This window comes from Sphaerisporangium rufum (assembly GCF_016863395.1).
GTDB lineage: Bacteria > Actinomycetota > Actinomycetes > Streptosporangiales > Streptosporangiaceae > Sphaerisporangium > Sphaerisporangium rufum.
This window is the reverse complement of record NZ_BOOU01000087.1, coordinates 17,364-31,132: the sequence shown is the minus strand read 5'-3', so window position 1 is coordinate 31,132 and position 13,769 is coordinate 17,364. Positions and strand designations below refer to the sequence as shown.

The 13,769-nt window shown below is 71.1% G+C and carries 10 protein-coding genes; 7 read left to right on the top strand and 3 right to left on the bottom strand.

Features of this window, described 5'->3' with window-relative positions; all coding sequences use genetic code 11:
- The first annotated feature begins 49 nt into the window (after positions 1 to 49).
- From Sru01_RS30120 to Sru01_RS30100, 5 genes are all read left to right on the top strand, one after another.
- On the top strand, positions 50 to 3,463 hold the full coding sequence (locus Sru01_RS30120) for an indolepyruvate ferredoxin oxidoreductase family protein (protein ID WP_203992730.1): 3,414 nt from the start codon (positions 50 to 52) through the stop codon (positions 3,461 to 3,463).
- A 340-nt stretch (positions 3,464 to 3,803) separates the two neighbouring features.
- The gene (locus Sru01_RS30115; RefSeq protein ID WP_203992728.1) at positions 3,804 to 4,988 is read left to right on the top strand and encodes a thiolase C-terminal domain-containing protein; all 1,185 of its coding nucleotides are present in this window, start codon (positions 3,804 to 3,806) and stop codon (positions 4,986 to 4,988) included.
- Complete coding sequence (locus Sru01_RS30110) at positions 4,981 to 5,451, top strand: Zn-ribbon domain-containing OB-fold protein (protein WP_203992726.1); 471 nt, start codon at positions 4,981 to 4,983, stop codon at positions 5,449 to 5,451. Before Sru01_RS30115 ends, Sru01_RS30110 begins: the two co-directional genes overlap by 8 nt.
- Positions 5,448 to 6,377 carry an SDR family NAD(P)-dependent oxidoreductase gene (locus Sru01_RS30105; RefSeq protein ID WP_203992724.1) on the top strand — a complete coding sequence of 310 codons (930 nt, stop codon included), beginning with the start codon at positions 5,448 to 5,450 and terminating at the stop codon, positions 6,375 to 6,377. The genes Sru01_RS30110 and Sru01_RS30105 overlap by 4 nt, the downstream gene beginning before the upstream one ends.
- A complete protein-coding gene (locus Sru01_RS30100; protein WP_203992722.1) occupies positions 6,370 to 7,539 on the top strand; it encodes a GNAT family N-acetyltransferase in 1,170 nt (389 codons plus the stop codon). The genes Sru01_RS30105 and Sru01_RS30100 overlap by 8 nt, the downstream gene beginning before the upstream one ends.
- 33 nt (positions 7,540 to 7,572) lie before the next feature.
- On the opposite strand, the gene Sru01_RS30095 is transcribed toward Sru01_RS30100, so the two are convergent.
- Positions 7,573 to 8,157, bottom strand: a complete 585-nt coding sequence (locus Sru01_RS30095; protein WP_203992720.1) for a TetR/AcrR family transcriptional regulator — start codon at positions 8,155 to 8,157, stop codon at positions 7,573 to 7,575.
- Positions 8,158 to 8,215: 58 nt separating this feature from the next.
- Between Sru01_RS30095 and Sru01_RS30090 the strand changes: the two genes are divergently transcribed.
- A complete protein-coding gene (locus Sru01_RS30090) occupies positions 8,216 to 9,739 on the top strand; it encodes an AMP-binding protein (RefSeq protein WP_203992718.1) in 1,524 nt (507 codons plus the stop codon).
- Positions 9,740 to 9,880: 141 nt separating this feature from the next.
- Here the strand turns inward: Sru01_RS30090 and Sru01_RS30085 are convergent, their stop codons facing one another.
- Entirely contained in the window at positions 9,881 to 11,095 is a 1,215-nt protein-coding gene (locus Sru01_RS30085; RefSeq protein WP_203992715.1) for a M20 metallopeptidase family protein, read from the bottom strand.
- Between the two features lie 93 nt (positions 11,096 to 11,188).
- Positions 11,189 to 12,199: a cyclase family protein gene (locus tag Sru01_RS30080; RefSeq protein ID WP_203992712.1), complete on the bottom strand. Its 1,011-nt coding sequence runs from the start codon at positions 12,197 to 12,199 to the stop codon at positions 11,189 to 11,191.
- Positions 12,200 to 12,594: 395 nt separating this feature from the next.
- On the opposite strand from Sru01_RS30080, the gene Sru01_RS30075 reads away from it, so the two are divergent.
- On the top strand, positions 12,595 to 13,755 hold the full coding sequence (locus Sru01_RS30075) for an ABC transporter substrate-binding protein (RefSeq protein ID WP_203992709.1): 1,161 nt from the start codon (positions 12,595 to 12,597) through the stop codon (positions 13,753 to 13,755).
- Positions 13,756 to 13,769 lie beyond the last annotated feature (14 nt).

The window sequence follows — 13,769 nt, the reverse complement described above, 5'->3', positions numbered from 1 at the left end:
GCTCACATTGTGCGTTGATACGTGCGCCAGTTGCCGGGCAGGAGGTGCCATGACCATCGAAGCGGACCGGCCGGTCTTGCCCGAGGACAGATACGTCGCGACGGCCGGAAGGGTGCAGCTCACCGGGATCCAGGCCCTGGCCCGGCTGCCGATCGAGCAGCATCGCCGTGACCTGGCCGCCGGCCTCGACGTCGGCACGCTCATCACCGGCTACGAGGGATCCCCGCTGGCGGGGTACGACCTCGAACTCGGCCGGATGAAGAGCCTGCTCGACCTGAACGACGTGGTCTTCGTGCCCGGCCTCAACGAGGAGGCGGCGGCCACCGCCGTGCAGGGCTCGCAGCTCGCGCCGACCCTCGACGGCGCGACCAGAGACGGCGTGGTGGGGATCTGGTACGGCAAGGCGCCGGGGCTGGACCGCGCGAGCGACGCCATCCGGCACGGCACCCTCATGGGCAGCCATCCGAGCGGCGGCGCGGTCCTGCTCGTCGGCGACGATCCGGCCGCGAAGTCCTCCAGCGTGCCGTGCGCGTCCGACTTCGCGCTGCAGGACCTGATGGTCCCGTTCCTGCACCCCGGCGACAGCTCCGAGATCCTGCGGTACGGGCGGCACGCCATCGCGCTCGCGCGCGCCACCGGGCTGTGGACCGCGCTCAAGATCGTCACCGCCGTGGCGGACGGCTCGTCCACGGTCGACCTCACCGCCGAGCCGGCGGCGATCGAGCTTCCACCCGGGGCCGGCGGCCATCGGCCCACGGCGCGGTTGCTGCAACCCGCACTCGGCCCCCTGGAGCGGGAGCTGGTCGGCACCCGGCTGCGGCTGGCCCGCGAGTACGCGCGGCTCAACCGGCTCAACCGGATCGTCGGGCGCGGGCCTTCGGACCGGGTCGGCGTGGTGGCCTCCGGCCGCACCTGGCACGACGTCCGTTCGGTCCTGGACCGGTTCGGGCTGGGCGAGCACGCGCTGGACGCCAGCCCGGTGCGGCTGCTCAAGGTCGCCATGCCCTACCCGCTGGACGCCGGGACCGTCGCCGAGTTCGCCGACGGGCTCGAGGTGATCCTCGTGGTCGAGGAGAAGCGGGCCTTCATGGAGACCGCGTTCCGGGAGCTGCTCTACGGCGCCGATCGGGCGCCCAGGATCGTCGGCAAGCACGATCTCGACGGCGGCGAGCTGCTGCCCGCGTACGGCGACCTCGACGCCGACGCGATCACCCGCCCGATGCACCGGGTGCTCTCGGCCGCCGCCGTCGACTGCGGCCCCGCACCCGGCCGGCCGCGATCGCCCGCGCGGATGATGCTCCCGCTGGTCAACCGGGCGCCGTACTTCTGCTCCGGATGCCCGCACAACTCCTCCACCAAGCCGGTCGAGGGAGCCCTGGTCGGCGGCGGCATCGGCTGCCACGCGATGGTCCTCCTCATGGACGAAGCGCAGGTCGGTACGGTCACCGGCCTCGCGCAGATGGGCGGGGAAGGGCTGCAATGGGTCGGCATGGCGCCGTTCGTGGACCGCGACCACTACGTGCAGAATCTCGGGGACGGCACCTTCGCCCACTCCGGCTCGCTGGCGATCCGGGCCGCGGTGGCGGCCGGCGTGAACATCACCTACAAGCTCCTTTTCAACGGCGCGGTCGCCATGACCGGCGGGCAGCGGGCGGTCGGCGGCATGGACGTGCCGCGGATCGTCGACCTGCTGCTGGCCGAGGGCGTGAGCCGGGTCCTGATCACCACCGAGGACCGCGCCCGCTACCGGCGGGTCAGGTTGCCCCGCCACGTCGAGGTGTGGGACCGGTCCCGGCTCCAGGAGGCCCAGCGCGTCCTGGCGGCCACCCCCGGCGTCACGGTCCTGATCCACGACCAGGAGTGCGCCACCGAGAAGCGCCGCCGGCGTAAGCGCCGGAAGGACGCCCCGGCCGAGACACGGGTGTTCATCAACGAGCGCGTCTGCGAAGGCTGCGGAGACTGCGGCCGGAAGTCCAACTGCCTCTCCGTCCAGCCCGTTCCCACCCGCTATGGCCGCAAGACCCGCATCCACCAGGCCTCCTGCAACACCGACCTGAGCTGCCTGGACGGGGACTGCCCGGCCTTCATGACGGTCACCGGCGGCACCCAGCGGGCCACGACGCCGCCCGAGCGGCTCGCCGAAGGGGACCTGCCCGCGCCGCCGGCCCGGCCCGGCGGGGCCGAGGCCCGGATCCGGCTGACCGGGATCGGCGGCACGGGCGTCGTCACGGTGTCGCAGGTGCTCGCCACCGCCGGGCTCCTGGCCGGCTTCAGTACCCGATCGCTCGACCAGACCGGTCTGGCGCAGAAGGGCGGCGCGGTCGTCTCGGACGTCCTGCTGGGGCGGACCCGCGGCACCACGAACAAGATCGCGGCGGGTGAGTGCGACCTCTACCTGGGCTGCGATCTGCTGGTCGCCGCCCAGCCGGCCAACCTGGAGGTCGCCGCGGCCGATCGGACCGTCTCGGTGCTCTCGACGTCCCAGGTCCCGACCGGCGCGATGGTCAGCGATCCGTCCGTGGCCTTCCCGGACGCGGCCGCGCTGGCCGACCAGGTGGCGGCCCGGAGCGGCACGACGCACCGGTTCGACGCGCGCGCCCTGGCCCTGGACCTGTTCGGCGATGATCAGTACGCCAACGTCCTGCTGCTCGGCGCCGGCTTCCAGACCGGCGCGCTCCCGGTGCCGGCGGCGGCCATCGAGCGGGCGATCGAGCTGAACGGCGTCGCCGTCGAGACCAACATCCAGGCGTTCCGCCGGGGGCGGCAGTACGTCGCCGACCCGGAAACCGTGCTGGCACTGGCCGGCCGCCGTTCGAAGGTCGCGGCGAAGGCGCCGGAAGGTCTCGACGAGCTCGTGGACCACTTCGCCGGGGAGCTGGCCGCCTACCAGGACGCCGGGTACGCCCAGGCCTACCGCCGGCGCGTCCTGGCCGTCCGGGACAGCGAACGGCAGGTCACGCCGGATGGCGAGGCGCTCACCGACGCGGTCGCCCGGCAGCTGTTCAAGCTCATGGCCTACAAGGACGAGTACGAGGTGGCGCGTCTCTCCCTGCGTCCCGAGCTCGACGCCGAGCTCGCCGCGATCTTCGGCGCGGGCGCCCGGGTCCACTACCGGCTGCACCCGCCGATCCTGCGCGCCATGGGGGTCCAGCGCAAGATCGCTCTCGGCCGGTGGTTCCGTCCCGGATTCCGTGCCCTGTACGCGGCCAGAAGGCTGCGCGGCACCCCGCTGGACCCGTTCGGCCGCGCTCGGGTCCGGCGGGTCGAGCGTGCGCTGATCGACGAGTACGTCGAGGTGGTGGCCCGGCTCACCCACGACCTGACCGTGGAGAATCTCGCCCTGGCCGTCGAGGTGGCCGAACTGCCGGACATGGTGCGCGGCTACGAGGACGTCAAGCTCGGCAACGTGGACCGGTACCGGTCCAGGATGGCCGAACTGCTCGGCCGGTGGAGCCCGGGCTGATCGGGCTTCGATGACCGGCGACGGCGGACCGCCGTCGCGTCCGGAACCGGGCCGCACTGCATCGGGACGGACGATCCTGGCGCGGTAGTCGGTTCCGGTCGCCCGGCCTGACCTCGGGTGAGAGCCGGCTCGCGGTCGTGCGGAGCGGGGAACGCCGTACCGCGCGACCCCGCGCGACCGCGCGCGTCCGGTGGGACGCCTGCCCGTCACCGGCCAGGAGATGTCCTGGTTCCGCAGGGTGCCCGCACGACCGTTGACATCGCGCATCGCGCGTGCAATATTACAAAGCGATCGTTCACTTTCCTTGGGCGGAGGACGCCACAGACACGCGGTGGGGCCGATGACCGGCCACCCGGAGGGGGAACCGAGCAAAGTGCCGGAGTTCTACATCACCGGGGTGGCCGAGAGCCCTCTCGGTCACGTCGCCGACCAGTCCGAGCCCTCCATGGCCGCGCTCGCCGCGATGGAGGCGCTGGAGGAGGCCGGCCTGACCCGTGCCGACGTCGACGGGCTGTTCGTCAACTACATGGGGGAGGAGGGGTCGGTGCAGGTGGGTGAGTACCTCGGCGTCGAACCCCGTCATGCCGACTCCTCCGACCTTGGTGGAGGGTCATGGGAGGGATTCGTCGGCCATGCCATGGCCGCCATCGCGGCCGGCCAGTGCGAGGTCGCCCTGCTCGTCTACGCCTCCCGACAGCGCAGCCTGCGATCACGTTCCCGCAAGCACGCCACGGCCCCCGCGCTCCCCGGCTCGATCGCCGCGCAGTTCGACGTGCCGGCCGGGCTGCCGCTGCCGATCGGGCATTTCGCTCTCATCACGGCCCGGCACATGTACGAGTACGGGACCTCCGAGGAGCAGCTCGCCTCGGTCACCGTCACCGGCCGCGAGTGGGCGCGGATGAATCCGAAGGCCTGGCGTCGCGCCCCGCTGACCGTCCAGGACGTCATGGCCTCCGACCGCGTCTGCGGGCCGCTGAAGAAGCTCGACTGCTGCCCGATCACCGACGGTGGCGGTGCCGTCATCGTCACCACCGCCGACCGGGCCCGCCGGGCCGGGCGCCCGCCGGTCGCCATCCGGGGCTGGGGCGAGAGCCACACCCACTGGCATCCGCACCAGCGCCGTGACCTGACCACGACGGCCGCCGTCGCCTCGGGCCGCGCGGCCTACGAGATGGCCGGCATCGGCCCGGAGGACGTCGACATCTTCCAGCCCTACGACGCCTTCACCATCACCCCGATCCTCCAGCTGGAGGACCTGGGTTTCTGCCAGAAGGGAATGGGCGGCGAGATGTTCGCCCAAGGTCACATGAAACCGGGCGGCAGGCTGCCGGCCATGACCTCAGGAGGTGGCTTGTCCTACACCCACCCCGGCGCCTTCGGGATCTTCCTGCTCATTGAGGCCGTCCGCCAGCTGCGCGGCGATGCCGGCGAGCGGCAGGTCGCCCCGAAGCCGAGGACCGCGCTGGTCAACGGCATCGGCGGTCTGCTCTCCTACAGCTCGACGGTGGTGCTCACCGATGACTGAGCCCGCCGATCTCCATGATCCCACCACCACCGAGTTCTGGGCCGCGGCTCGTGACGGCAGGCTGATCGTGCAGTGCTGCGCCGCCTGCGGGCACCACCAGCTCTACCCCCGGCCGTTCTGCATGGCCTGCGACTCGCCGAAGCCGGCCTGGGCGGAGTGCTCCGGTGTCGGCACGGTGTACTCATGCGTCCAGGTCCTGCTGCCGGTGCACGAAGAGCTGCCTCCCCCGTACACCTCCGGGCTCGTCGAACTCGAGGTGGGCCCGCGGCTGCTCGGCCGGCTTCCGGCGGGGACGGTCATCGGCGACCGGGTGGTCGCCCGGTGGCGGCCGGACGGCACCGAGCGGCCCATCCTGTACTTCGACCATGTCTCCGGCGAGGGCGCGGACGGTCCGGTAGGCCGTCGACCCGCCGCCGGATCCGCCGGCCGGACCGGCACCGCGGCCGGCGAGGCCGCGTCATGACCCCGCTGTCCGGCCTGGCGGCGATCGTCACGGGGGCCGGCCGGGGCCTGGGCCGCAGCCACGCTCTGCACCTGGCGGAACTGGGGGCCGACGTGCTCGTCAACGACATCGGCCGGCGCCGCGACGGTGGCCGGCTCGCCGACGGCGTCGTCGAGGAGATCGTCGCCTCCGGGGGCCGTGCGGTGAGCGACCACGGCGACGTCTCCAGCTGGAGTGACGCGCGCCGGATGGTGGAGACATGCCGCGACACGTTCGGCCGGCTCGACATCCTGGTGAACAACGCCGGGATCGTGCGGGACCGGACGCTCGCCCGCATGAGCGAGAGAGAGTGGGACGACGTGCTGCGCGTCGACCTCAAAGGCCATGCCGCCCCTGCCGTCCACGCCATGGCCCATTGGCGGGAGCAGGCCAAGGGGAACGGCGGGCCGTTCGGAGGGGTGATCGTGCACACCAGTTCCTTGTCCGGTCTCATGACGAACTTCGGGCAAGGGAACTACGCCTCCGCCAAGCTCGGAATCGTCGCCCTGTCCGCGACTCTGGCCCTGGAAGGCGAGAAGATCGGTGTGCGGTCCAACGTGATCGCCCCCTCGGCGCACACCGAGACGGTCCTGGAGACCATGGCGTCCCCCGGCGGGCCGCCCCTCCCGGCGGCCGGCCCCGGGTTCGACTTCTGGGACCCCGCCAACGTCTCGCCCCTGGTCGGCTGGCTCGCATCCCCGACCTGCCAGGCCACCGGGCAGGTGTTCCACGTGGCGGGCAACGAGGTGCGTCTCTTCGCCCCGCCGGCCGTCATCGGCCTGTTCAGGACCAGCGGTCGCTGGACGTTGGAGGAGCTGGAGCGGCAGCTCGGCTCGGGGTTCCATCGCTGGCCGAACGCTCTGGAATTCCTGGAGACGCTCGGTGACCGGGCACCGGCCGATGGCTAGCGCGCGGGCGCGGCCGTTCCGCGCCGACGACGAGATGTTCGTGCGGGGGCTCCGGCGGCAGAGCTTCACCGCGCCGCTCGATGTCGAGCTGTGGTCACGGCACGGTCATGTGCTCGAGCACGACGGCACGCGGGTCGCCGCCCTGCTCGCCCGACGCGTCGCCCAGTGGGTGGGCGGCCGTTCCGTTCCCTGCGTCGCCATCTCCTCGGTCATGGTCGACCTCCCGCGTCGCGGCGGCGGGGTCATGGCCGAACTGCTCGGCCCCGTCCTGCGCCGGCACGCGGACGGTGGTGCGGCGATCTCCACGTTGACGCCCTCGGCCATGGCGCCGTACCGGCGGGCGGGTTACGAGGTCGCCGGCCACCGATTCCGATTCCACGCCGCCTCGCGGTCCCTGCGCCTCGGCGCCGAGAGAGACGACATCCGCTGGTTCCAGCCCGGCGACGTCGACCGGCTCGCGGAGATCTACGACGGGTTCGCCCGGCGCGGCAACGGACCGATCCACCGGGACCGGCAGTGGTGGCACTCCCACATCCTGCCGCGGGTCCGGTCGGGCGAGACGTTCGCCATCGTCGCGGAGCGCGACGGCGAGCCGACCGGCTACGCGCTGTGGGACCAGGTGGAGGCGCCGCGGCCCGGCGAGCCCGCGTACCTCCACCGGGTGCGCGCCCGGGAGATCGTCTGGTCCACCGTCTCCGCGGCCCACGCGCTGTTGCACGCCCTGGCGCGGGCCGGTTCTCCGGGGGAGGAGATCTCGTGGATCGGCAGCCCCTCGGACGGGATGGCGGGCTTCTTCGACGACCCCGTCCTCGTCGACTGGGCACGCCCGTGGATGACCAAGATCCTCGACCTGCCGGCCGCGCTCTCGGCGCGCGGCTACAGTACCGCCCTGGACCTGTCGGTGGTGCTCGGGATCAACGATGCCGGCATCGCCCGGACCCTGCGGCTGGCGGTGCGGGGAGGGCGCGCTCACACCGAGGAGGTCACCGTGGCGCCGCACGTCACCATGGACGCGTCGAGCTTCGCGTCGATCTTCACCGGCCGGTCGACCGGCCGGGAGGCCCAGGCGCTGGGGCGGCTACAGGCGGTCTCCCCGGAGGTGGTGGAACGGCTCGACGCGTTGTTCGCCGGTCCGACGCCGTGGCTCTTCGAGCACTTCTGAGCCGGCGATGGGACGCGAGATGCCGCAGGCGGCTCAGCGGGCCAGCAGCCCGTTGAGCATCTCGTCGGCGACCCTGCCGAACACCTCGTCGATCGACTGGCGACCCTCGGGCTTGAACCACATGACCGACCAGTTGGCGACCGACAGCACCACGAGGCGAGCGATGTGCAGGTCGGTGCCCGCGCGGAACACCCCCGCCTCGATCGCCTCGCCGATGATCCTGTCCCAGAGTTCCTCGTACTCCCGGCGATACCTGAGCACATCGTCCAGTTCGGGGCCGGTCAGGTGCTGCCACTCGGTCAGGAACAGACGCGGAGCCGAGGCGGGTCCCACTTCGAAGTTCGACGCCACATGCGCCAGGAAGGCGGCACGGAACTTCGCCTCCGGTTCGAGGTCGCCCATCGCGGCCTTCTCCAGGGCGGTGCGCTGCACCTTATGGGTTTCGACCACGATATGGTGCAGCAGCGCCTCCTTAGAGGAGAAATGCGAGTAGAGCCCGCCCGACTGCATGCCCGCCGCCTCGGCGATGGCCCGGACGGACGTCCCCTGGAATCCGCGCTCGTTGAACAGCTTCGTCGCCGCGGCGACGATCTCCTGGACACGGGTGGATCGCGGCATGGAAATCATCGTATCAGTGTTCAAAGCAAGCGATCGCTATCCCCGAGGGATGTGTGCAATGACCCAGCAGCGACTCGCGTTCGACCACTACATCTCCTACGGCGAGCAGATCCGCCGGGTGGCGCGAGATCGGCCGGACGATGCCGCCGTCACCTTGGTCCACCATCCGGACGCCTCGACCACTCGGCTGACCTGGGCGGAACTGGACGCGCGGAGCGACGCCTTCGCCGCGGGCCTGGCGGCCCGCGGCGTCGGTGCCCGCAGCGTGGTCCTGGTCAAGCTGCGGAACTCGATCGAGCACGTGCTGGTCACGGTGGCCACCTGGAAGCTCGGCGCCTGCGTGATCCCACTTCGCTACGACATGCCGGCCCGGGAATGCGACCAGATCCTCGCCCTGGCGAAACCCACCGTGATCGTCTCACTCGACCACGTGCCCGGGTTTCTGTCCCTCACTCCCGACCAGATCCCGCGGATGCGCCGGGAGGATTGGCGGCTCGCCGACGCCCGGCCCGGCAAGGCCGTGTGCTCGGGCGGTTCGACCGGCACGCCCAAGCTCATCGTCGATCCGCTCCCGTGGGGCAACCCCGGTGCCGTCGCCGGCACCGCTGAAGGGCACTGCCTGCAGCCCCTGGCCGAACTCCTGCGGCTGCGGCCCCATCAGGTCCAGCTGGTCTGCGGACCGTTGTACCACAACGCGCCGTTCGGCTGGGCGTACTGGGGCCTGTTCTTCGGCCACCACCTGGTGATCCTGGAGAGGTTCACCCCGCAGGGCGCCGTCGACTGTGTCGAGAAGTACCGGGTCGAGTTCATGTTCGCGGTCCCCACGATGATGCTGCGGCTCATGCGCCTGGCCGGCGTGGCGGACCGCGATTGGTCCAGCGTCGAGACCTTGTTCCACGGTGCCGCGTCCTGCCCGCCCTGGCTCAAGAGACAGTGGATGGACCTGCTGGGCCCGGACCGGGTCGCCGAGCTGTACGGCGCCACCGAGGCCATCGGTGCCGCCGGCATCCGAGGCGAGGAATGGCTCGCCCACCCGGGCAGTGTGGGCAGGCCGCTCGGTTGCGATCTGCGCATCCTGGACGATTCGCAGCGTGAGGCACCCACCGGCGAGGTGGGCATGATCTACATGCGACCGCACCATGCCGGTCCGACCTACGAGTACCGCGGCAGCGCGCCGGCACCCATGACCGAAGACGGGTTCATCACCGTCGGTGACTTCGGCCACGTCGACGAGGAGGGCCATCTCTACATCGCCGACCGCCGAGTGGACCTCATCATCTCCGGTGGTGCGAACGTCTTCCCGGCCGAGGTGGAAGGAGCGCTGCTGGAACATCCGCAGGTGGTCGACGCCGCCGTCATCGGGCTGCCCGACCCCGAATGGGGGCACACCGTCCATGCCATCGTGCAGCTCGCCGGCCGATCCCGGCCGACGGTGGAGGCGCTGGCCGAGTTCATGAAGGACCAACTCGCGGCGTACAAGCTGCCGAGGAGCTACGAGATCGCCGATCGGATCCCCCGCGACGAGGCCGGCAAGCTCCGGCGGTCGGCGCTCGCCGCCGAGCGCACCGGTTCCACTCCGTGACGGCCGCCGGCCGGCGAGGAGGTCCGCGCACCACCAGATCGCCGGCGGCGCGCACCGGCGATCGTGGCGGGCCGCACCGCCCCGGCCCGCCCGCCCGGCGGTCCCGCGGCCGCCGGGCGACCCGGACCCGGGCCGGCCGGATCAGGGCCGGGGAGCCGGAGCGGCCAGCCGGCGGATGGCGAGTTCCGCGTACATGGCCGCCGCGCTGGAGAGCACCCGGGAATCGAAGTCGGCGTAAGGGCTGTGGTTGTTCGGCGCCGTACCGGGATCGAGGCCCGGCAGGGTGGCCCCCAGGGCGATGAAGGCGCCCGGCACATGCGCCAATACCCGCGAGAAGTCCTCCGACGCCGCCAGCGGATGCGCCATCGGCCGGTACCCGCCGTCTCCCAGCACGGCCTGCGCGACCTCGGCGGCGAACCGGACCTCGGACGCGGAGTTGGCCGTGAGCAGGGCCTCCTGTTCGAGCCGGACCTCCACCTCCACGCCGTGGGCCGACGCGACGCCCGCCAGCGTCTCCTCCACGCGGGACCGGATGACGTCGGCGGTGCGGTCGGAGAAGGTGCGCACGGTGGCGTCGAACTCGGCGACTTCGGGGATGACGTTGTGCGCCGTCCCGGCGGCGATCCGGCCCACGCTCACCACCACCGGATCGAAGACGTCGAACCGGCGGGTCACCATGGTCTGCAGCCCGGTGATCATCGCGGCCAGGGCCGTCACCGGGTCCTTGGCCCGGTGGGGCATGGATCCATGCCCGCCGGCACCCTTGACGCCGACGCGGAGCCGGTGCGCCGCCGACATGATGGCACCGGGGCGGCTGCTGAACAGGCCGCCGGGCAGCCCAGCGGAGAAGACGTGGAACGCGAACGCGGCCTCCGCACGGTAGCCGGCCGCGTCCAGCACGCCTTCGCCCACCATGACACCGGCCCCGTCGTGGCCCTCCTCGCCGGGCTGGAACATGAACACGACATCACCCGCGAGGCGATCCCGATGCCGGCCGAGCAAATGGGCCGCGCCCGCCAGGGAGGCCGTGTGCAGATCGTGGCCGCACGCGTGCATCGCACCGTTGGTGGCGGCGAACGCCAGGCCGGTCAGCTCCCGGATGGGCAGCGCGTCCATGTCCGCGCGCAGCAGTACCGCACGCGGGTCCCGGCCGTCGCGCGCGGTTCCGCGCAGCACACCGACGACCGAGGTCGTGGCATCGCCGGTCGAGATCTCCAGGCCGGCGGAGTCCAGCCAGGACAAGACCTTCTCCTGGGTTCGCGGCAGGTGGAGCCCGGTCTCGGGTTCCGCGTGCAGCCGTCGCCTCAGCTCGGCGAGATCGTCCTGCATGGCGTGGGCGTCATCGAGGATGTTCATGAAAGTCGTCCTTCGCCGGGCAGGTCTTCCAGGTTCGGGCGGGGGGCCGGGGCGCGCCGCTCCGGCATGGGGCGGCCGGGCCGCCGCGGCGCGTCATCGGATGGCGACGGCGTTGGCGGGGGACCCGGTCCCTCCGGTCAGGTTCAGCGGGGTGGACACGATCAGGCAGTCCCAGTTCCCGTCGGCGGCACAACGAGCCGCCAGGTCGTCCAGATTCCACAGTTCGCCCAGCGGGAGGCCCAGGAGCGCGATCAGCACGTTGTGCATGGCGCCCCGGTAGGAGAAGTGTGACACCTCTCCTCGGCGTTCCTTGTCGGTCAGGAACGGCGAGTCCACCGGCGGCGGGAACGCCTCGACACTGAAATTGTCGGTCGCGAGCATCGCGAACCGGTGGTCCCACAACCATGCGACGGTGTCCTCGGCGGCCCGCAGACCGGACAGGCGCATGCCCTTCTTCTCTTCGTCGCGCTGTTCGGGGGACAGCTCGTTGAGGTGGCGGTGCATCCATCCGGTCCGGATGAGGAGGATGTCGCCCGGGAGGAGGTCGACCTGTTGCCGGGCGGCGGCACCGGTGATGTCGCCGAGCCCGATGGCCTCGCCGGCGGCGTGGTCGATGGGCCTGCCCTGTGCCCGGCGGTAGCGGTCGACATCTATCAGGACCCCGCGGCCGGCGATGCCTCGCTCGGTGAAGCGGTTGATGCCGAGCACCGGATCATGCGGCTGGAAGCGGTCGGGGGATGTGCCGTTGTAGAAGCCGAATTCGGGATGACCGATGTGGCGGAAGCCGTCGATCTGGGTGCTGGCCTGAGGGTAGAAGCTGTCGAGGTACTCGTCGCGGTGGTAGGGATAGTTCGAGTACATGTGGTGCCGCAGGCTCTTGCGGTAAGGGCTCACCGGCGGATCGAACGTCTCCAGCGGCAGGTTCAGGTTGATGACCTCGCCGGTCCGGACCAGGGTGGCCGCCGCGCGGACCTGCCGCGGTGTGAGGTGGTTCAGCGTGCCCACCTCATCGTCGGCCCCGAATATCCCCCACGCCGAACCCGCGGGCGCGTCCGTGCGCGCGCGCAGTTCGGCATAGGTCGGAACCTGCTTGTCCTCCGGCATCTCGCCTCCCGACGACTGGTCCGGCCGGCCGGCACCAGGGTCGGCGCCCGCCCGGGCTCACCGGTCATGAACCGGCAACGTAACCCATCGATGCTCTCAAAGCAATCGTTCGCTTGGTTTCCGGCCGCCCCGGACGGTGGCCTGGTCGCGGGGACGGCGAGCGCGTTACGGCCGAGGCCCATTGACATGGAACGTGAGTTACGTCATGTTATGAGCATACAAAGCAATCGTTCGCTTTAAATAGCCCGTACCGGCCGCGTGTCGATCTCGCGGCCGTGTCCTGACACGGGCGACGACCCCAGGCAAGGGAAAGGGCGCGCCATCGGGGCCCGCGCGAGACGCGAAGGCGGTCGTGCCACTCCGGGCAGCGCGCGATGAGAAGGGTTCACCGGAACATGAACAAGCAAGCCGCCCGGGTGCTCCTGCCGCTCGCCGTGGTCGTCGTGGGAAGCCTCACAGCGTGCGGAGGCTCGTCTGGCTCCGGTTCCTCCGGCGGTGGCTACGTCCTGGGCGCCGCCCTGCCGCTGAGCGGGGCCGGCGCCTCGACCGCGGCGACCTACCGGCAGGGCATCGAAGCCTGCGTGAAGTGGGTGAACGAGAACGACGGACTGCCTAAGAAGATCACGGTGAAGTACGTCGACACCGCGGGCGAGACCGAGAAGGGCACGGCCGCGTTCACCAAGCTGACCAGCGTCGACCGCGCTTCGATGGTGTTCAGCGCGTTCAGCTCCATCACCTCCGCGCTGGCTCCGCTCGCCGAGCGGGCCAAGGTGCCGGTGCTGAACGGCGGCGCGCTCAGCCCCGCGCTGGCCGGTCTGGACTGGGTCTGGAACGACATCCCGTTCATCAGCCAGGAACTCGGCGCCAGCATCCCCTACATCAAGGAGAAGCATCCGCGGTTCAAGAAGGCGAGCCTGGTCTACCAGAACGACCTGCTGGGCCAGGAGGCCGTCGAGATCATGAAAAAGGGCTGGACGGGCGAGGGACGCGCGCTGGCGACGCTGCCGGTCGCCGTCAACGCGACCTCGTTCACCGCGCAGGTCGACAAGGTGAAGGCGCAGGCGCCCGACGTGATCTTCATGGTGTACTCCGGGGAGTCGCAGACGGCGCTCCTCCAGCAGTTGCGCAGCGCGGGCGTGGACGCTCAGGTGGTCGGCGCGTCACCGATCGGGGAACTTCCCTCCGTGCTCGACCTGCCGGAAGCGGACGGAACGCTGTTCACCCTCCAGGCCATGAACTTCGACTCGCCCGACCAGATCACGAAGTTCTTCCTCAAGGAGATGAACATCTCGGCCGGCGAGGGCGCGCCCGCCATCCCCGGCAACTACTGCAACGGCGTGCTGATGTGGGCGCACGCGGCCAAGGAACTCGTCCGGGAGGGCAAGGACGTCACCGGGGCCGCCCTCAACGAGAAGTTCGGCGCGCAAGGGAGGATCGACGCGGTCGGCGGTTCTCTCGAACTGCTGGCCGACCACACCCTCAAGACCGACATCTCCATCAACCAGATCAAGGACGGCAAGGTCACCACGCTCACCACCATCCCGGCGGACGGATAGCCGAACCCGAAGAC